At 74.4% G+C, this 18,523-nt stretch carries 17 protein-coding genes and 1 pseudogene; 13 read left to right on the forward strand and 5 right to left on the reverse strand.

Translation table 11 applies throughout. The features are described 5' to 3' along the window. Positions 1-25: 25 nt before the first annotated feature. The 3 genes from zwf to tkt form a co-directional block, all read right to left on the reverse strand. Positions 26-1,567 carry a glucose-6-phosphate dehydrogenase gene (gene zwf / locus JN535_RS06250; RefSeq protein ID WP_205203853.1) on the reverse strand — a complete coding sequence of 514 codons (1,542 nt, stop codon included), beginning with the start codon at positions 1,565-1,567 and terminating at the stop codon, positions 26-28. Positions 1,568-1,715: 148 nt separating this feature from the next. After that, positions 1,716-2,855, reverse strand: coding sequence for a transaldolase (tal, locus tag JN535_RS06255; protein WP_205203855.1), 1,140 nt, complete (start codon positions 2,853-2,855; stop codon positions 1,716-1,718). Between the two features lie 124 nt (positions 2,856-2,979). Beyond that, positions 2,980-5,142, reverse strand: coding sequence for a transketolase (gene tkt / locus JN535_RS06260; RefSeq protein WP_205203857.1), 2,163 nt, complete (start codon positions 5,140-5,142; stop codon positions 2,980-2,982). Positions 5,143-5,595: 453 nt separating this feature from the next. On the opposite strand from tkt, the gene JN535_RS06265 reads away from it, so the two are divergent. The 13 genes and pseudogenes from JN535_RS06265 (at position 5,596) to JN535_RS06325 (ending at position 17,318) form a co-directional block, all read left to right on the forward strand. Further along, positions 5,596-6,522, forward strand: coding sequence for a heme o synthase (locus JN535_RS06265; protein WP_205204626.1), 927 nt, complete (start codon positions 5,596-5,598; stop codon positions 6,520-6,522). 30 nt (positions 6,523-6,552) lie between these two features. Beyond that, on the forward strand, positions 6,553-7,506 hold the full coding sequence (gene xerD / locus JN535_RS06270; protein WP_205203859.1) for a site-specific tyrosine recombinase XerD: 954 nt from the start codon (positions 6,553-6,555) through the stop codon (positions 7,504-7,506). A gap of 271 nt (positions 7,507-7,777) precedes the next feature. After that, positions 7,778-8,593, forward strand: coding sequence for a ParA family protein (locus JN535_RS06275; protein WP_240200765.1), 816 nt, complete (start codon positions 7,778-7,780; stop codon positions 8,591-8,593). After that, complete coding sequence (locus JN535_RS06280; RefSeq protein WP_205203861.1) at positions 8,577-9,515, forward strand: segregation and condensation protein A; 939 nt, start codon at positions 8,577-8,579, stop codon at positions 9,513-9,515. The genes JN535_RS06275 and JN535_RS06280 overlap by 17 nt, the downstream gene beginning before the upstream one ends. Then, positions 9,512-10,120 (forward strand): annotated as a pseudogene (scpB, locus tag JN535_RS06285) (SMC-Scp complex subunit ScpB); the annotation flags it as partial. The gene JN535_RS06280 and the pseudogene scpB, both read left to right, overlap by 4 nt. A gap of 158 nt (positions 10,121-10,278) precedes the next feature. Further along, positions 10,279-11,304: a pseudouridine synthase gene (locus tag JN535_RS06290; protein WP_205203870.1), complete on the forward strand. Its 1,026-nt coding sequence runs from the start codon at positions 10,279-10,281 to the stop codon at positions 11,302-11,304. Positions 11,305-11,379: 75 nt separating this feature from the next. Then, positions 11,380-11,742 (forward strand): chorismate mutase, encoded by a 363-nt coding sequence (aroH, locus tag JN535_RS06295; protein WP_205203872.1) that lies wholly within the window; start codon positions 11,380-11,382, stop codon positions 11,740-11,742. Continuing rightward, the gene (gene cmk, locus JN535_RS06300) at positions 11,739-12,491 is read left to right on the forward strand and encodes a (d)CMP kinase (protein ID WP_307868302.1); all 753 of its coding nucleotides are present in this window, start codon (positions 11,739-11,741) and stop codon (positions 12,489-12,491) included. The genes aroH and cmk overlap by 4 nt, the downstream gene beginning before the upstream one ends. Beyond that, positions 12,488-13,198 (forward strand): lysophospholipid acyltransferase family protein, encoded by a 711-nt coding sequence (locus tag JN535_RS06305; protein ID WP_205203873.1) that lies wholly within the window; start codon positions 12,488-12,490, stop codon positions 13,196-13,198. The genes cmk and JN535_RS06305 overlap by 4 nt, the downstream gene beginning before the upstream one ends. Positions 13,199-13,254: 56 nt before the next feature. Then, positions 13,255-14,163 carry an EamA family transporter gene (locus tag JN535_RS21190; protein WP_205203875.1) on the forward strand — a complete coding sequence of 303 codons (909 nt, stop codon included), beginning with the start codon at positions 13,255-13,257 and terminating at the stop codon, positions 14,161-14,163. A gap of 64 nt (positions 14,164-14,227) precedes the next feature. Further along, positions 14,228-14,599 carry an iron chaperone gene (locus tag JN535_RS06315; protein WP_205203877.1) on the forward strand — a complete coding sequence of 124 codons (372 nt, stop codon included), beginning with the start codon at positions 14,228-14,230 and terminating at the stop codon, positions 14,597-14,599. Between the two features lie 83 nt (positions 14,600-14,682). Further along, on the forward strand, positions 14,683-16,218 hold the full coding sequence (der, locus tag JN535_RS06320; RefSeq protein ID WP_205203879.1) for a ribosome biogenesis GTPase Der: 1,536 nt from the start codon (positions 14,683-14,685) through the stop codon (positions 16,216-16,218). Continuing rightward, on the forward strand, positions 16,215-17,318 hold the full coding sequence (locus JN535_RS06325) for a hypothetical protein (protein WP_205203880.1): 1,104 nt from the start codon (positions 16,215-16,217) through the stop codon (positions 17,316-17,318). Before der ends, JN535_RS06325 begins: the two co-directional genes overlap by 4 nt. Here JN535_RS06325 and JN535_RS06330 read toward each other — a convergent pair. Next, positions 17,302-17,865, reverse strand: a complete 564-nt coding sequence (locus JN535_RS06330) for an NADPH-dependent FMN reductase (protein ID WP_205203882.1) — start codon at positions 17,863-17,865, stop codon at positions 17,302-17,304. The two genes, JN535_RS06325 and JN535_RS06330, sit on opposite strands and share 17 nt — an antisense overlap. Further along, complete coding sequence (gene yczE, locus JN535_RS06335; RefSeq protein ID WP_205203884.1) at positions 17,862-18,500, reverse strand: membrane protein YczE; 639 nt, start codon at positions 18,498-18,500, stop codon at positions 17,862-17,864. Before yczE ends, JN535_RS06330 begins: the two co-directional genes overlap by 4 nt. Positions 18,501-18,523: the final 23 nt, after the last annotated feature.

Genomic DNA, 18,523 nt, shown 5'->3' on the forward strand with positions numbered 1-18,523 from the left:
GGGGTCGGCGCCGGGACGACGGCCGTCACGGGCGCCGCCACGAACGGCCGTCGCGCGCGAGCATCGCGTCGGCCGACTCCGGGCCCCACGTGCCGGACCGGTACTGGTCGGGCGTGCCCTTGGCGGCCCAGTGCGCCGTGATCGGGTCGAGGATCTTCCACGAGAGCTCGACCTCCTCGCGCGTCGGGAAGAGCGGCGGGTCGCCGAGCAGCACGTCGAGGATGAGCCGTTCGTAGGCCTCGGGCGAGGACTCCGTGAACGCGTGCCCGTACCCGAAGTCCATCGTGACGTCGCGGACCTCCATGGCGGTGCCCGGGACCTTGGCGCCGAAGCGCATGGTCACGCCCTCGTCGGGCTGGACGCGGATGACGAGCGCGTTGTTGCCCAGGTCGGAGGCCTGCGACGTCTCGAACGGCAGGTGCGGGGCCTTCTTGAACACGACGGCGACCTCGGTCACGCGGCGCCCGAGGCGCTTGCCCGTGCGCAGGTAGAACGGGACGCCCGCCCAGCGGCGGTTGTCGATGTCCACGCGGATCGCGGCGTAGGTCTCGGTGGTCGAGTCGGCGGGGATCCCGTCCTCGTCGAGGAAGCCGATGACCTCCTCGCCGCCCTGCCACCCGGCCGCGTACTGGCCGCGAGCCGTGTGCTTGGACAGCTCGCGCGGCAGGCGCACGGCCGAGAGCGCCTTGATCTTCTCGGCGCGCAGCGAGGGCGCGTCGAACGACACGGGCTCCTCCATCGCGACGAGCGCGAGGAGCTGGAGCAGGTGGTTCTGGATGACGTCGCGCGCGGCGCCGATCCCGTCGTAGTAGCCCGCGCGGCCACCGATGCCGATGTCCTCGGCCATCGTGATCTGCACGTGGTCGACGTAGTTCGCGTTCCAGATGGGCTCGAACATCTGGTTGGCGAAGCGCAGGGCGAGGAGGTTCTGGACCGTCTCCTTGCCGAGGTAGTGGTCGATGCGGAAGACCGAGTCGGGCGGGAAGACCTCCGACACGACGGCGTCCAGCTCGCGTGCGCTCTGGAGGTCGTGCCCGAACGGCTTCTCGATGACGACGCGGCGCCACGCGTCCTCCTGCGAGCGCGACAGCCCCGACTCGGCGAGCTGGCGGCACACGACCGGGAAGGCGCTCGGCGGCACCGAGAGGTAGAAGGCGTGGTTGCCGCCCGTGCCGCGCTCCGCGTCGAGCGTCTCGACCGTCTCGCGCAGGCGCTCGAACGCCTGGTCGTCGTCGAACGAGCCCTGGACGAACCGGATGCCCTCGGAGAGCTGGCGCCAGGTGGCCTCGCGGAACGGCGTGCGCGCGTGCTCCTTCACCGCGTCGTGCACGACCTGCGCGAAGTCCTGGTCCTCCCAGTCGCGGCGCGCGAAGCCCGTGAGCGCGAAGCCCGGGGGGAGCAGGCCACGGTTGGCCAGGTCGTACACCGCGGGCATGAGCTTCTTGCGGGCGAGGTCGCCCGTGACGCCGAAGATGACGAGCCCGCAGGGGCCCGCGATCCGGGGCAGGCGCAGGTCGAGCGGGTCGCGCAGCGGGTTGTGCTCTGGCGTGATCTTGGCCGGTCTCACCTGGTGGCACCGTTCCGTTTCGAGGAGGGGTCGGGAGGACTGCAGAAGGCTGAGGCGTCTGCGGATGATACGGGCGGCGCGCGTCGTCGCGTCGCCGTTCCCGCAGGTCGGACGCCTGACCGCCGCACGGCGGCCAGGCGCGCGGGGGTCAGGAGGAGGCGGTGCGGCGCAGGTTGTCGCGCGTCGTCGCGAGGAGCTCGGTCCAGCTGTCCTCGAACTTGCGCACGCCCTCCTCCTCGAGGCGGTCGGTGACCTCGACGAGGGAGACGCCGAAGGACTCGACGGTCTCGAGCGTGCGGCGCGAGGCGGCCGCCGTGCCGGTGACGGTGTCGCCCGTCACGACGCCGTGGTCGGCGAACGCCTGGAGCGTCGCCTCGGGCATCGTGTTGACGATGCCGTCGGTGACGAGCTCGTCGACGTACATCGTGTCGCGGTACTCGGGGTTCTTTACGCCCGTCGAGGCCCAGAGCGGACGCTGCGGCCGGGCGCCGGACGCGGCGAGCGAGCGCCAGCGGTCGGTCTGGCGGAACTCCTCGTACGCCTCGAACGCGAGGCGCGCGTTCGCGATCGCTGCCTGGCCGCGCAGGTCGAGCGCCTCCGGGGTGCCGACCTTCTCGAGGGCGGCGTCCACGGCGGTGTCGACGCGCGAGACGAAGAACGACGCGACGGAGCCGACGGGCGCGAGGTCGATGCCGTCCGCGCGCGCCTGCTCGAGCCCGATCGCGAACGCCTCCATCACCGCGCGGTAGCGCGCGAGCGAGAAGATGAGCGTCACGTTGACGCTGATGCCCTGCGCGAGGGTGCGCGAGATCGCGTCCAGGCCCGCGACGGTCGCGGGGATCTTGATGTAGACGTTGGGGCGGTCGATGGTGGCCCACAGGCGCTCGGCCGTGAGGACCGTCTTGTCGGCGTCGTGCGCGAGGCGCGGGTCCACCTCGATCGACACGCGCCCGTCGATGCCGTCCGTCGCGTCGTACACGGGGCGCAGCAGGTCGGCGGCGGCGCGCACGTCGTCCGTCGTGATCCGCTCGACGGCGGCCTCGACCGCCGCGTCGTCCACGCCGGCGGGGGCGAGCTCGGCGAGCTGGGCGTCGTAGGCGTCACCCTTCGAGAGCGCCGCCGCGAAGATCGTGGGGTTCGTCGTGACCCCGACGACGCCGCGCGTCGCGACGAGGTCGGCGAGGTTGCCGGTCCGCAGCCGTTCTCGCGAGAGGTCGTCGAGCCAGATGGACACGCCCGCTCCCGTGAGCTGCTCGATGGGGCCGGGGACGGTGGGGGACTGCGTCATCGGACTTCCTCTCGGTGGTGCTCTCGCTGCGGGCGTGCTCCCGGGGCGTCGCGCACGGCGGCCGGTTCCCGGGGCAGTTCCGAGGTGGGGCCGCGCACGGCCCCACCTCGGAATCTACGAAGGGTCAGCGCTGGTCGCCAGTGCCGCCCTCCGAGGGCGTCGGCGCGGCACCCGGGGTGTCGCCGCCGCGCGCGGCCGCGATGGACTCGCGCGCCGCCGAGGCGACGGCCTCGGAGGTGATGCCGAACTCGCGGTACAGCACCTGGTAGTCGGCCGACGCGCCGTAGTGCTCGAGGCTCACGGTGCGGCCGGCGTCGCCGACGAGCTCGCGCCAGCCCTGCGCCACGCCCGCCTCGACGGACACGCGCGCGCGGACGGCCGACGGCAGGACCGACTCGCGGTAGGCGTCGTCCTGGCCGTCGAACCACTCGCGGCTCGGGAGGGAGACGACGCGCGCCTGCACGCCCTCGCCCGCGAGGATCTCGCGTGCCTCGACGGCGAGCTGCACCTCGGAGCCGGTACCGATGAGAATGACGTCGGGCGTGCCGTCGGTGTCGAGGAGCACGTAGCCGCCGCGTGCGGTGCCCGACGCGTCGGCGTAGCCCTCGGTGCCGCGCGGGAACGTCGGGACGTTCTGGCGCGTGAGGATGATGCCCGCGGGGCGCTCGGTGTTCTCGAGGATCGTGCGCCACGCCCACGACGTCTCGTTGGCGTCGGCCGGGCGGACGACGTCGAGACCCGGGATCGCGCGCAGCGCGGCGAGGTGCTCGACGGGCTGGTGCGTCGGGCCGTCCTCGCCGAGTCCGATCGAGTCGTGCGTCCACACGAACGTCGTCGGGATCTCCATGAGCGCGGCGAGGCGCACCGCGGGGCGCATGTAGTCGCTGAACTGGAGGAACGTGCCGCCGTAGGCGCGCGTGCCGCCGTGCAGGACGATGCCGTTGAGGATCGCGCCCATGGCGTGCTCACGGATGCCGAAGTGCAGCGTGCGGCCGTACTCGTGGCCCGGGAACTTCTTGGTCGCGTGCTCGACCGGCACGAACGACGGCTCGCCGTCCATGGTCGTGTTGTTCGAGCCCGCGAGGTCGGCGGAGCCGCCCCACAGCTCGGGGAGCACGTCCTTGAGCGCGGTGAGGACCTTGCCGGACGCGGAGCGCGTCGCGACGGCCTTGCCCGCCTCGAACGTCGGCAGCGCGTCCTCCCAGCCGGCCGGGAGCTCGCGCTTCTCGAGGCGGCCGAGCAGCTCGGCACCCGCCGGGTTGGCCGTCTTCCACGCGGCGAAGGCCGTCTCCCAGGCCGCACGCGCGTCGCTCTGGCGCTCGCCGACGGCGCGCGTGTACGCGAGCACCTCGTCGTCGATCGCGAAGCTCGCCTCGGGGTCGAGGCCGAGCTCGATCTTCAGGCCCTTGATCTCGTCGGCGCCCATGGCCGAGCCGTGGATGCCGCCGGTGTTCTGCTTCGTCGGCGACGGGTAGCCGATGATCGTGCGCAGCGCGATGATCGACGGCTTGCCGGTCTCGGCCTTGGCGGCCTCGATCGCGGCGTGCAGCGCGTCGACGTCCTCCGTGTACCCCGTGCCGCCGTTCGTCCAGTCGACGCGCTGGGTGTGCCAGCCGTACGCCGCGTAGCGCGCGAGGACGTCCTCGGTGAACGCGATGTCCGTGTCGTCCTCGATGGAGATCTTGTTGTCGTCCCAGATGACGACGAGGTTGCCGAGCTGCTGGTGGCCGGCGAGCGAGGATGCCTCGCTCGTCACGCCCTCCTGCAGGTCGCCGTCGGACGCGATGACGTAGACGTGGTGGTCGAACGGCGACTCGCCCGGGGCGGTCGACGGGTCGAGCAGACCGCGCTCGCGGCGGGCCGCGAACGCCATGCCGACGGAGGACGCGAGGCCCTGGCCGAGCGGGCCGGTCGTGATCTCGACGCCCTTGGTGTGCTTGTACTCGGGGTGGCCGGGGGTCTTGGAGCCCCACGTGCGCAGCGCCTCGATGTCCTCCATCTCCAGGCCGTACCCGGCGAGGAAGAGCTGGAGGTAGATCGTGAGCGACGAGTGGCCCGCCGAGAGCACGAACCGGTCGCGCCCGACCCAGCGGTCGTCCGACGGGTCGTGGCGCATGACCTTCTGGAACAGGAGGTAGGCGGCCGGGGCCAGCGAGATCGCGGTGCCGGGGTGGCCGTTGCCCACCTTCTCCACCGCGTCGGCGGCGAGCGCCTTGATCGTCTTGACGGCCCGGTCGTCCAGGTCCGTCCAGTCCAGGGGCGTGTGAGCAGGGGACAACGCGTTCACCGAACCTCATTCCCGTCCGGAGCGCGCGCCCCGGATCCTCGCGACAACTCGAAACAACCGTTGAACATTTCCCGGCCTCACGCCTCAGGGGCGGGGCGGCCCGGTGCCGGTCACGTCGTCCGCGGGCCACAGGTCCTGACGGGCGGTCCGACGCGGGACGGTTGCAGGTCCAGCCTATACGCGCCCGCCGTTCCCGCCCGGGGGTGCCCACGTGCTGGATTTCGGTCGGATGTCACACAATCGCCCGGCCCGTCCGGTCGGCCCCGGCGCAGGCGGGGACGTACGATGAGCGAGGACGACCGGCGGTCCGTCCCAGCTCGCCCCCCATCTCAGAACGGAACACCGAAGCGCGTGCACACCACGAGCCAGGCACCGATCGACGGGACCGGAAGCCCGTCTGGCGCCGCGTCGACCCAGCAGCCGTCCTCGCCGACGAGCCCCGCGACCCCGGTCGTGCCGACGGCCGAGGCCGCCCGCGCGACCCTCGCCCTGCGTGAGCGCCTCGGTGCCTACGTCGCGCTGACCAAGCCCCGCATCATCGAGCTCCTCCTCGTGACCACGGTGCCGACGATGATCCTGGCCCAGGGCGGGCTGCCGGGCATCGGGCTGATCCTCGCGACGCTCGTGGGTGGCACGCTCGCGGCCGCGTCGGCCAACGTCTACAACTGCTACCTCGACCGCGACATCGACGAGGTCATGAACCGCACCAAGCGGCGCCCGCTCGTCACCGGCGAGGTGACGCCGCGGGCCGCGCTCGTGTTCGCGACCGTCCTCGGCGTCGTGTCGCTCGTGTGGTTCGCGCTCCTGGTCAACGTCGTCTCGGCCTGGCTGACGTTCGCCGCGATCGCGATCTACGTCGTCGGCTACACGATGATCCTCAAGCGCCGCACCCCGCAGAACATCGTCTGGGGCGGTATCGCGGGCTGCATGCCGGTGCTCATCGGCTGGTCCGCCGTGACGGGCTCGCTGAGCTGGGCCGCGCTCGCGCTGTTCCTCGTCATCTTCTTCTGGACGCCGCCGCACTACTGGCCGCTGTCCATGAAGTTCAAGCGCGACTACGCCAACGCCGGCGTGCCGATGCTCCCCGTCGTCGCGGACGACCGCAAGGTCGCGCGCGAGATGATCGTCTACAGCGTCGCGATGATCGCCTCGTCGCTCGCGCTGTGGCCGCTCGCCGGCATGACCTGGGTCTACGGCGTCCTCGCCAGCGCGCTCGGGGTCTGGTTCCTGTCCTCGTGCGTGACCATGCTCCGCCGCGCTCGGGACAAGGCCGACGGCAAGGGCGGCAAGGTCGGGGAGATGAAGGTCTTCCACGCGTCGATCACGTACCTGACCCTGCTCTTCGTCGCGGTGGCGGTCGACGTCTTCCTCCCGCTGTGAGCCCGGCCGTGCCGGGAGGGCGGTAGGACCATGGGGTCCGGCGAGGCGCACGTGCCCGAGGCGCTGGACCGTGCCGCGCGCGAGTACCTCGCGCACCTCGCCGTCGAGCGCGGCCTGTCCGCGAACACCGTCGCCGCCTACCGGCGCGACCTCGCGCGCTACGTCGCGTTCCTCGCCGCGCGCGGCAACCACGCCGTGCGCGAGGTCGAGGCGGACGACGTCGCGGCGTACGTCACCGCGCTGCGGACGGGAGCCGACGGCGGGGCGCGCCTCTCGCCGTCGTCCACCGCCCGGTCCGTGGCCGCCGTGCGCGGCTGGCACCGCTTCTGCGCCGCGGAGGGCCTGGCCGACGCCGACGCGTCCGCGGACGTGCGCCCGCCCGCGCAGGGCAAGCGGCTGCCCAAGGCGATCTCGACCGACGAGGTCGCGCGCATCCTCGAGGCCGCCGGCGTCGGCGACGGCGCCGCCCCGCTGCGCGACCGGGCGCTGCTCGAGCTGGTCTACTCGACCGGCGCGCGCATCACCGAGGCCGTGAGCCTCGACGTCGACGACCTCGACCTCGGCACCGGTGCGGTCCGCCTGCTCGGCAAGGGCGGCAAGGAACGCGTGGTGCCCGTCGGGTCGTTCGCGCGGCGCGCGCTCGACGCCTACCTGGTGCGGGGCCGCGCGGCGCTGGCCGCGCACGGGCGCGGCACGCCCGCCGTCTTCCTCAACACGCGGGGTGCGCGGCTGTCGCGGCAGAGCGCCTGGGCCGTGCTGCGCACCGCCGCCGAGCGCGCGGGCATCGACCACCCCGAGCGGATCTCGCCCCACACTCTCCGGCACTCGTTCGCGACCCACCTGCTCGCGGGCGGCGCCGACGTGCGCGTCGTCCAGGAGCTCCTGGGGCACGCGTCCGTCACGACGACGCAGATCTACACGCTCGTGACGCCGGACACGCTGCGCGAGGTCTACGCGGCCGCCCACCCTCGCGCGCTCGGCTGACGGAGCCGTTCCCGTGCGACGGGCGGGAACGCGGCGCGCGGGCGCGTGCGCACGAGCGGGGGCGAGGTCCTGCGATACCGTGGCGGGCGTGAGCAGCCAGGCCGAGACCCAGCCCGAGACGCGCGGCGCGCAGAGCTCGCACGGCGACGCCGTCCGTCCGGCCGCCCCCGTGACCTCCTCCGAGCGCGACGTGGAACCCGCCGTCGAGCACGCCACGAACGGCGCGAGCCACGAGGCGACCGAGGCGCGCACCGACGTCGTCGGCCGCCCCCTGCCCGAGTTCCCGGTCCCCGCGCCGCTCGCGGCGCACGGCCCCGGGCGCATCATCGCGATGTGCAACCAGAAGGGCGGCGTCGGCAAGACGACGACCACCATCAACCTCGGCGCGGCTCTCGCCGAGTACGGCCGCCGGGTCCTGCTCGTCGACTTCGACCCCCAGGGCGCGGCGTCCGTCGGGCTCGGGGTCAACCCGCACGAGCTCGACCGCACCGTCTACAACCTGCTCATGGAGCGCGGCGCGGACATCCACGACGTGCTGGTCCCCACGGACGTCGAGAACCTCGACCTCCTGCCCGCCAACATCGACCTCTCGGCCGCGGAGGTCCAGCTCGTCGGCGAGGTCGCGCGCGAGTCCGTCCTGTCTCGCGTGCTGCGGCCCGTGGTCGACGACTACGACGTCATCCTCGTGGACTGCCAGCCCTCGCTCGGCCTGCTCACGGTCAACGCGCTCACCGCCGCGCACGGCGTCCTCATCCCGCTCGAGTGCGAGTTCTTCGCGCTGCGCGGCGTGGCCCTGCTCGTCGAGACGATCGAGAAGGTGCGTGACCGGCTCAACCCGCGCCTCGACGTCGACGGGATCCTCGCCACGATGTTCGACTCCCGTACGCTCCACTCGCGCGAGGTCGTGGCGCGCGTGCACGAGGCGTTCGGCGACAAGCTGCTCCAGACCGTCATCGGGCGCACCGTGAAGTTCCCCGACGCGTCGGTCGCCGCCGAGCCGATCACCGTCTACGCGCCCAACCACCCCGGCGCCGTCGCCTACCGGCAGCTCGCACGGGAGCTGGTCGCCCGTGGCGACGCCGCCTGACGCGCCCGCCGAGTCACCGCCCGGCTCGGCCTCGCCGGCACGCACCGGCTTCGAGGTCCGCCTCGACAACTTCAGCGGCCCGTTCGACCTGCTGCTGTCGCTCATCACCAAGCACAAGCTCGACATCACCGAGGTCGCGCTCGCGCGCGTGACCGACGACTTCATCGCGTACATCCGCGACGCCGAGCGCGCGGCCGCCGCCGCGCGCGCCGCGGGGGAGGACCACCCCGGGTGGGACCTCGGGACCGCGAGCGAGTTCCTCGTCGTCGCCGCCACGCTGCTCGACCTCAAGGCCGCCCGCCTGCTGCCCACCGGCAGCGTCGAGGACGACGAGGACCTCGCGCTGCTCGAGGCGCGTGACCTGCTGTTCGCGCGCCTCCTCCAGTACCGCGCGTACAAGGACGTCTCGGGGGTCCTCGCGGAGCGGTTCGAGAGCGCCGGCCGCCGTCTTCCGCGCGTCGTGCAGCTCGAGCCGCACCTGGCCGCGCTCCTGCCCGAGCTCGTGTGGACCATGGGGCCCGACCAGCTCGCCGCGCTCGCGGCCCGCGCGCTCGCGCCCAAGGCGCCCCCGCCGGGCGTCTCGCTCGACCACCTGCACGCGCCTGCGGTGAGCGTGCGCGAGCAGGCGGGCATCGTCGCGGACCGCGTGCGCAGCCACGGCACGACGACGTTCCGCGCCCTCGTCGCGGACGCGAGCGAGACGGCGGTGGTCGTCGCCCGGTTCCTCGCCCTGCTCGAGCTGTTCCGTCAGGCGCTCGTCGCGTTCGACCAGGTGACGCCCCTCGGCGAGCTCACCGTGCGGTGGTCGGGCGACGACGCGCCCGAGCCCGCGCTCGCCGACGTCGGCAGCGAGTTCGACGAGGGCGACGACGCCGAGGCGGCGGACGCCCTCGGCCCGATCGACCAGGAGGTTCCCGCGTGACGCAGCCCGACGGCGGTCCCGTCCTCGACGAGGTGCTCGCGCCCGCCGTGCACGACCTTCCCGGCGGCCTGCCGGCGGCGCTCGAGGCCGTGCTCATGGTCGCGGACGAGCCGATCCCGGTGGTCGAGCTCGCGACCGCGCTCGCGGTCCCGGCCGAGGAGGTGCGCAGCGCGCTGCACGACCTCGCCGCGGAGTACCGCGGCGACGTCGGCGGGCGGCCGCGCGGGTTCGAGCTGCGCGAGGCGGGCGGAGGGTGGCGCGTGTACTCGGCGCCGGCGCACGCCGAGGTCGTGGGACGGTTCGTGCAGGGCGGCCAGACGGCGCGTCTCACGCAGGCGGCGTTGGAGACTCTGGCCGTGATCGCGTACCGTCAACCGGTCAGCCGCGGCCAGGTGTCGGCGGTGCGAGGGGTCAACGTGGACGGCGTGGTGCGCACTCTCGTGGCACGCGGGCTCGTGGCCGAGGTCGGGCAGGACCCGCACACCGGCGCCGGACTGTTCGGCACCACGGGCTACTTCCTCGAGCGCATGGGCTTCACGTCGCTCGACGAGCTGCCCCCGCTCGCGCCGCACCTGCCGGACATGGACGACCTCGAGGGCCTGGACGGGCTCGCCGACCTGCGCGGACCCGCGCGGGCGGCCACCCCGACCTCGACGGCTCCCGCCGACGGTGCGGCTGACGGCGGGGACGACGCAGCGGCGTCGGCCCCGGCGCTGCACGACGTGGCGCAGGCCACGCAGGACACGACGGACGAAGGACACGCATGAGCTCGAAGGACGGACGCCAGCCCGGCGATGGGGGGCGCGGTCGCACCCCACGCGACGGGGCGGGCGACGCGCGTCGCGGCGGTCCCCGCGGCGGCGGAGCCGCACGCTCGGGCGGTGCGCCCGGACGGGGCGGTTCCGGCTCGACGGGCGCGTCGGCCGGCCGGGGCGCGAGCGCCCGCCAGGGTGGCCGGGGCGCGGGTCGCGGCACGACGGCCGCGCGCGGCGGTCAGCAGCCGGGTCGGCCGCGCCGCCCGGGCCGCGGGCAGCCCGCGGAGCCGCAGCGCGACGTGCACGTCGAGGACGGCGTCCGCCTGCAGAAGGTGCTCGCCTCGGCGGGCCTCGGCTCGCGCCGTGCGTGCGAGGAGCTCATCTCCCAGGGGCGTGTCGAGGTCGACGGCGTCCGGGTGCGCGAGCTGGGCGTGCGGATCGACCCGGAGCGAGCGGTCGTGCACGTCGACGGGATGCGGCTGCAGCTCGACTCCTCGCGCGTGACGCTCGCGCTGAACAAGCCGCGCGGCGTCGTCTCCACGATGCACGACCCCGACGGTCGTCCGTCGATCGCGGAGCTCGTGGCCGACCGCCCCGAGCGGCTGTTCCACGTGGGGCGCCTCGACGCCGACAGCGAGGGCCTGCTGCTGCTGACCAACGACGGCGAGCTCGCGAACCACCTCGCGCACCCGTCGCACGAGGTTCCCAAGACCTACCTCGTCACGGTGCGCGGCAAGGTGCCGGGCAACGTCGCCAACAAGTTCCTGCACGGCATCGAGCTCGAGGACGGCGTCGTGCGGGCGGACGCGTACCGCGTCGTCGACCAGGTCGCGGACCAGACGATGATCGAGGTCGTGCTGCACTCGGGGCGCAACCGTGTCGTGCGGCGGATGTTCGACGAGGTCGGCTTCCCCGTGACGCGCCTCGTGCGCACGCGCATCGGCCCGATCGCGCTCGGCAACCTGCGCCCGGGGACGACGCGCGTCCTCGGCCGCACGGAGCTCGGCACGCTCATGGCGGGCGTCGGGCTCTAGGCGCCCGTCCACCAGTCCGCACCATCCCGACGGACCGCCGTGAGGCGGGCCGTCCCGCACGAAGGAGCACCACCCATGCCGGTCCGGGCGATCCGGGGCGCGACCCAGCTCGACGTCGACGAGCGCGAGCACCTGTTCGAGCGCACGCGCGAGCTCGTCCAGGAGGTCCTCGACGCGAACGCCGTCGACACGGACGCGCTCATCTCGATCCTCTTCACGTGCACGCCCGACCTCGTCGCCGACTTCCCGGCGGCCGCGGCGCGCGAGATGGGGCTCGGCGACGTGCCGCTCATGTGCGCGACCGAGATCGCGGTGCCGGGGGCGCTCCCGCGCGTCGTGCGCCTCATGGCGCACGCCGAGCTCGACGTCGAGCGGTCCGCCGTCCAGCACGTGTACCTGCACGGGGCCACGTCGCTGCGCAAGGACCTCGCCCAGTGAGCGCGGGGGAGCCCGGCGCCGTGGGTGCCGCGCTGACGATCGCGATCGACGGACCCTCGGGTTCCGGCAAGTCGAGCGTGTCCAAGGGCGTGGCCCGCCGGCTCGGGCTCGCGTACCTCGACACGGGCGCCATGTACCGCGCGGCGACGTGGTGGTGCCTCGACCGCGGCGAGGACCTCGCCGACCAGGCCGCGGTCGCCCATGCCGTCCGCGTCATGCCGCTGGTCATGGGGCTGGACCCGTCCGGCCCGACGGTCCACGTGGACGGCAGGGACGTCGGCGAGGCGATCCGCTCGACCGAGATCTCCACGGCCGTGAGCGCCGTCGCGACCAACCTCGACGTCCGCGCCGAGCTGCGCCGTCTCCAGCGCGCGGTGATCGAGGCCGAGCGCACGCCGTCCGGGTTCGCCGGGGGCCGTGGCGTGGTGGCCGAGGGCCGGGACATCACGACGGTCGTCGCCCCGGACGCGGACGCGCGCGTCCTGCTCACCGCGAGCGAGGAGGCGCGCCTGGCGCGGCGCTCGCTCGACGTGCACGGCACGGCCGACGCGGCGGCGGTCGAGGCGACGAAGGACCAGGTGCTGCGGCGCGACCGCGACGACGCGACGGTCTCCCAGTTCCACGTCGCGGCGGACGGCGTCGTGACGGTCGACTCGTCGGACCTCGACCTCCAGCAGACGATCGACGCGGTGCTCGCCGTGGTCGAGCAGGTCACCGGGCGGGTGGTCGGCCCGCGCCAGGGCTCGTGAGCCCGACGGCGGGGCCCGCGGGCGAACGCGTGCCGTCGCCCGCCGGCCCGGCGTGGTCCCGCTGGGTCGGCCGGTTCCTCGCGCGCGTCGTCTGGTCGACCCACGTCCTGGGCGCGGAGAACGTGCCGGCCGAGGGCCCGGTCGTGCTCGCGGCGAACCACACGGGCGTGGTCGACGGGCCGGTCGTGCTCGGGGTCGCGCCCCGCCCCCTGCACGTCCTCGTCAAGGAGGAGATGTTCGTCGGGCCGGTCGGCTGGGTCCTGCGCGCCGCGGGCCAGATCCCCGTGGACCGCCGCGGCGGTCGGCGCGCGCTCGCGACCGGCCTGGGCGTGCTGCGCCGGGACGGTGCGGTCGGCGTGTTCCCGGAGGGCAACCGTGGGCGTGGCGACGCGACGTCGGCGCGCGCGGGGGTCGCGTGGCTCGCGCTCAACGGGAACGCCCGCGTCGTGCCGGTGGCGGTGCTCGGCACCCGTCGCACCGGCGAGGGCGTGAACCGGATCCCAGGTCTGCGCCGGCGTCTCGTGGTCCGGTTCGGCGAGCCGTTCGCCGTCGAGCGGTCGCCCGGGGTGAGCGGCAAGCAGGCGCTCGAGGACGCGAACGAGCGCATCCGCACCGCCCTCGCGGACCTCGTCGCGGACACCGTGGCCATGACGGGCGTGGCCCTGCCCACCGACGACCCGAACCGGGAGCGGTGGGCGGCGCGGTGACCTCGTCGCCGGAGGAGAGGCTCGGAAGGACTGCGGGGCCCAGCACGCCGCACGTCGTGGGCGACCGCCCGGGCACGGGCATCCTCGTGGGCCTCGCGTCCGCGGTCGCGTTCGGCGCGAGCGGCCCGTTCGTCAAGCCGCTGCTCGAGGCCGGGTGGACCCCCGGCGCCGCCGTCTTCGCGCGTGCTCTGTGCTCGACGGTCGTCCTCGCCCCGGTCGCGGCGGTCGCGCTGCGGGGGAGCCGTCGGGTGCTGCGCGACGAGAGGCGCCTCGTCCTGGGGTTCGGCCTCGTCGCGGTCGCCGGGACGCAGCTCTGCTACTTCGCGGCCGTCGCGCGCATGCCCGTCGGCATCGCGCTGCTCGTCGAGTACCTCGCGCCCGTGCTGCTCGTGGGCCTCGCGTGGCTGCGCACGCGGCACGTCCCGCCGCGGCTCACGCTCGCGGGCTGCGTCGTCGCGGTCGCCGGGCTCGTGCTCGTGGTCGATCCCGCCGGGGCACGCCCCGACCTCGTCGGCGTCCTCTTCGCGCTCGGCGCTGCCGTGGGCCTCGGGGCCTACTTCGTCCTGTCCGCGCGACCGACCCGCCTGCCGCCCGTCGCGCTCGCCGCGTCCGGCCTGGGCGTCGGGGCGCTCGCCCTGGGCGCGGCCGGCCTGGTGGGCGTCCTGCCGTTCGCCGCGCCGTTCGTCGACGTCACGCTGCTCGGGTCCCGCGCGCCCTGGTACGTGCCGCTCGCCGTCGTCGTGCTCGTCGCGACGGCGTTCGCGTACGTCTCCGGCGTGGCCGCGACCGTGCGCACGGGGGAGCGCCTCGCGTCCTTCGTCGGGCTGTCCGAGGTGCTGTTCGCCGTCGTCATCGCGTGGCTCCTGCTCGGCGAGGTGCCGACCCTGGTGCAGGCGGCGGGCGGCGTGCTCGTCGTGGCGGGCGTGGTGCTCGTGCGCCTCGCGGGGTCGCCCCGAGCGCGGTAGTTTCGCGCTCAGGTCCCCGTTCGTCGCGCACCGGCGCGACGCGGGCCCGGGGAGGGGGGGACGGATGACCGACGGACCCGGCAAGCCCACGACCGTCGACGAGTACCTTGCGACGCTCGCCCCGGACGCGCGCGAGGTCGTCGCCCACCTGCGCGCCGTCGTGCACGACACGGTGCCGGGCCTCGACGAGCGCATCAGCTACGGCATCCCGACGTTCACGCGCGACGGGCGGTACGTCGTCTACCTCGCGGGGTGGGCGCACCACGTGTCGCTGTACCCCGTCCCGGAGGTCGACGACGAGCTCGCGCGTCGCATCGCGCGCTACCAGGACGGCAAGGGCACGCTGCGGTTCCCGCTCGCCGAGCCCGTGCCGGACGACGTCGTGCGGGCCGTCGTCGAGCGCCTGGCCGCGCGCCGGGACGGCGCCGCGGGCTGACCGGGGCCGTTCCGCGAGGACGCACGCGCCGCGCCGGGACACCCGGTTCGGAGCCCGGCCTGCGGCCTGGGAGAATGGATGCCATGACCACACCCGACCCCGCCCAGCCCGGCACGCCCGGACAGATCGACGCCGCCGGGCAGGCCGAGGAGCCCCTGGCGCCCGCGGACCTCGCGGACTCGGCGGACGACGCGGCGCGCGAGCGCGCGCTGCGCGCCGGCCTCGAGGACTACGAGCTCGAGGAGACCGACCTCGTCCTCCTCGACGCCGACGGCGAGGTGATCGAGGGCTACGAGCCCGAGGCGCCGCTGCCCGTGCTCGCCGTGGTGGGGCGGCCGAACGTCGGCAAGTCGACGCTCGTCAACCGCATCATCGGTCGGCGCGAGGCCGTCGTCGAGGACAAGCCCGGCGTCACGCGCGACCGTGTCAGCTACCCCGCGGAGTGGGCCGGGCGCCGGTTCACGCTCGTGGACACCGGCGGCTGGGAGGTCGACGTCGCGGGCATCGAGTCGAAGGTCGCCGAGCAGGCCGAGGTCGCGATCTCGCTCGCGGACGCCGTGCTGTTCGTCGTCGACGCGACGGTCGGCGCCACGTCGACGGACGAGCGCGTCGTCCGCCTCCTGCGGGAGTCCGGCAAGCCGGTCGTGCTGTGCGCCAACAAGGTCGACGGGCAGTCGGGCGAGGCGGACGCGGCGTACCTGTGGAGCCTCGGTCTCGGCGAGCCGTACCCGGTGTCCGCGCTCCACGGTCGCGGCACCGGCGACCTGCTCGACGCCGCCATGGCGGCCCTGCCGACCGAGTCCGCCCACGGCGAGGTGCGCCCGACCGGACCGCGCCGCGTCGCGCTCGTCGGCCGGCCGAACGTCGGCAAGTCGTCGCTGCTCAACAAGATCGCCGGCGCGGACCGCGTGGTCGTGGACGAGACCGCCGGCACCACGCGCGACCCCGTCGACGAGCTCGTGACGATCAAGGACGTGCCCTACGTCCTCGTCGACACCGCCGGCATCCGTCGCCGCGTGCACCAGACCAAGGGCGCCGACTTCTACGCGTCGCTGCGCACGCAGGCCGCGATCGAGAAGGCGGAGCTCGCGGTCGTGCTCGTCGACGCGTCGGTCCCGCTCACGGAGCAGGACACGCGCGTCATCTCCCAGGTCGTCGACGCGGGCCGCGCCCTCGTCATCGCCTACAACAAGTGGGACCTCATGGACGAGGACCGCCGGCCGTTCCTCGAGCGCGAGATCGAGAAGGACCTGGTCCAGGTGCAGTGGGCGCCGCGCGTCAACGTCTCCGCGCGCACCGGCTGGCACACCGACCGGCTCGTGCCGGCGATCCAGCGCTCGCTCGAGTCGTGGGACACGCGCATCCCGACCGGGCGCCTCAACGCGTTCCTCGGCGAGCTCGTCGCCGCCCACCCGCACCCGCTGCGCGGCGGCAAGCAGCCCCGCATCCTCTTCGCGACCCAGGCGTCCACGCGGCCGCCGCGGTTCGTCATCTTCGCGACCGGCTTCCTCGAGGCCGGGTACCGCCGGTTCATCGAGCGCCGCCTGCGCGAGACCTTCGGGTTCGAGGGCACGCCCATCGAGATCAGCGTGCGCGTGCGGGAGAAGCGCAAGCGGTGAGCGACGGCGCGGCGCACGTCCCGGCGGGTGTCACCCGGCGGGGACGTGCGCTGCGCCTGGGCGTCGCGCGCGACACCGCCGCGACGCGCCACCTCGTGACGTTCCTCGTCGTGACCGTCGCGACAGTGCTCGTCACGCGCTTCCTCCTCGCCGCCTCGGGCTACCCGCAGGTGGGGGGAGGAGACCTGCACGTCGCGCACGTGCTCTGGGGTGGCCTCGGGATGGCGCTCGCGGTCGTCGTGCTGCTGTCGTTCGTCGGCCCCGCGCTGCGCTCGCTCGGGGCAGTGCTCGGCGGCGTGGGGTTCGGGCTGTTCGTCGACGAGATCGGCAAGTTCGTCACGGCCGACAACGACTACTTCTACCAGCCGACGGCGGCGCTCATCTACGCCACCGTCGTGCTCCTCGTGCTCGTGGTCGAGGCGCTGCACGGGCGGCGCCGCCACCACCCGGCGGAGTACCTCGCGGTCGCGACGGACCGCGCCGTCGCCGGGGTGGCGGGCGGGTTCACCGACGACGCGCGCGACGAGGCCCGGGCGCTCGTCGCGCTCGGCCGGGGCGAGCCCGGGGCGGACGAGGTCGCGGCGCTCGTCGAGGCCCTGCCGCGCGACGACGTCGACCTCCCCGACCCGGTCCGTGCCCTCGTGCGCCGCGCGTCGTCCTGGTTCGCTGCCGCGCTCGAGCGGCGCTGGGCGGCGGTCGTCGTCGTGGTCCTCGTGTTGGGGACCGCGATCGGGTCGCTGCTCGCGGGCGTCCGCGTGCTCACCGGGGACGTCGACGTGCCGGCGTGGGTCGGCGCGGGGATCGTCGTCGGGGTGGCCGGGACGGTCGCGTGCGTCGTGGCGGGCGTGCTCGCGGCGCGGGGCGACCGGCCCGGCGCCCGGCGCGCGGGCGCCGTCTGGGTCCGGCGCGGGGTGCTCGTCTCCCTGCTCCTGACGCAGCTCCTCGTCTTCCGGGCGCTGCAGTGGGTCGGCGTCGCCGGGCTGGCGGTCGACCTGCTCGTCCTGGCCGCGCTCGGCGCCGCCCTCGGCGGGGACGACGAGCGCCGTCGGGCGCCGCGGCACCGGCCCCACCCGGGCGCGCGGGTCACGCGGCCGCGGTGACCGGACGCAGGAGGCTCGCGAGCCGGCGGACCTCGTCGAGCGTCCGCGTGGCGGCCCGGGCGAGCGTGCCGTCGTCATGGATCCGGCCGTCGTCGTCGAGCCAGCGCCGCAGGTGCACGGTGACGGCGCTCGCGACGGGGACCATGCCGAGCGCGACGACGACCGGCGTGATCGCCTCGACGGCGCGCATCCCGCCCGACGCCATCCCGTAGGACACGAAGCCCACCGGCTTGTCGCGCCACTCGTCGGCGAGGTAGTCCAGCGCGTTCTTCAGCGGCGCGGTGTACCCGCGGTTGTACTCCGGCATGACGAGCACGACGGCGTCGGCGGCGTCGACGCGCGCGCTCCACGCGAGGGTGTGGGCGTGCACGTAGCCGCCGGAGTGCGCGTCGACGGGCTCGTCGAGGAACGGCAGGGCGATCTCGGCGAGGTCCGCGACGTCGACCTCGAGGTCCGGGTCGGCGGGCACCTGGGTGAGGAACCAGTCGGCCACGGCGGGACCGACGCGCGTCGGGCGGGTGCTGGCGACGACGACGAGCAGCTTCACGAGGGATCTCCTGAGGTGGTGGGGACAGCGCTCGCGGACGAGCGGTCCGCGGGCGGGGCGAGCGGGACGGTGAACAGGGCGAGGAAGGGCTGGACGAGCGGCCCGACGGCGAGGGTGTAGACGACGGTGCCGACGCCGACGGTGCCGCCGAGCGCGAACCCTGCCGCGAGGACGACGACCTCGATCGCGAGCCGCGACCAGCGCAGGGACCAGCCGCGGGCCGCGAGACCGGTCATGAGGCCGTCGCGTGGACCCGGACCGTAGCCGGCACCGATGTAGAGCCCCGTCGCGGCGGCGTTGAGCACGACGCCCGCGACGAGGAGCGCGACGCGCCCGGGCAGGCCCTCGACGCTCGGCAGCACGGCGAGCGTGAGGTCGACGAACAGGCCGACGAGCACGACGTTGGCGACGGTCCCGAGCCCGGGGCGCTGGCGCAGCGGGACCCACAGCAGGAGCACCACGACGCTCGCGAGGATGACGACGACGCCCAGCGGGAGGCCGACGGCGCCGGCGATGCCCTGGTGCAGGACGTCCCACGGGAACAGCCCGAGCTCGGCCCGGACGAGGAGCGCGATGCTCGCGCCGAAGAGCGCGAGGCCGACCACGAGCTGGGTCAGGCGACGTGTCGTTGACATGTCATCGATAGAACCACGCGACT

Origin of the sequence: Cellulosimicrobium cellulans (assembly GCF_016921195.1) — a bacterium.
In the GTDB taxonomy this organism is placed as follows: domain Bacteria; phylum Actinomycetota; class Actinomycetes; order Actinomycetales; family Cellulomonadaceae; genus Cellulosimicrobium; species Cellulosimicrobium cellulans_F.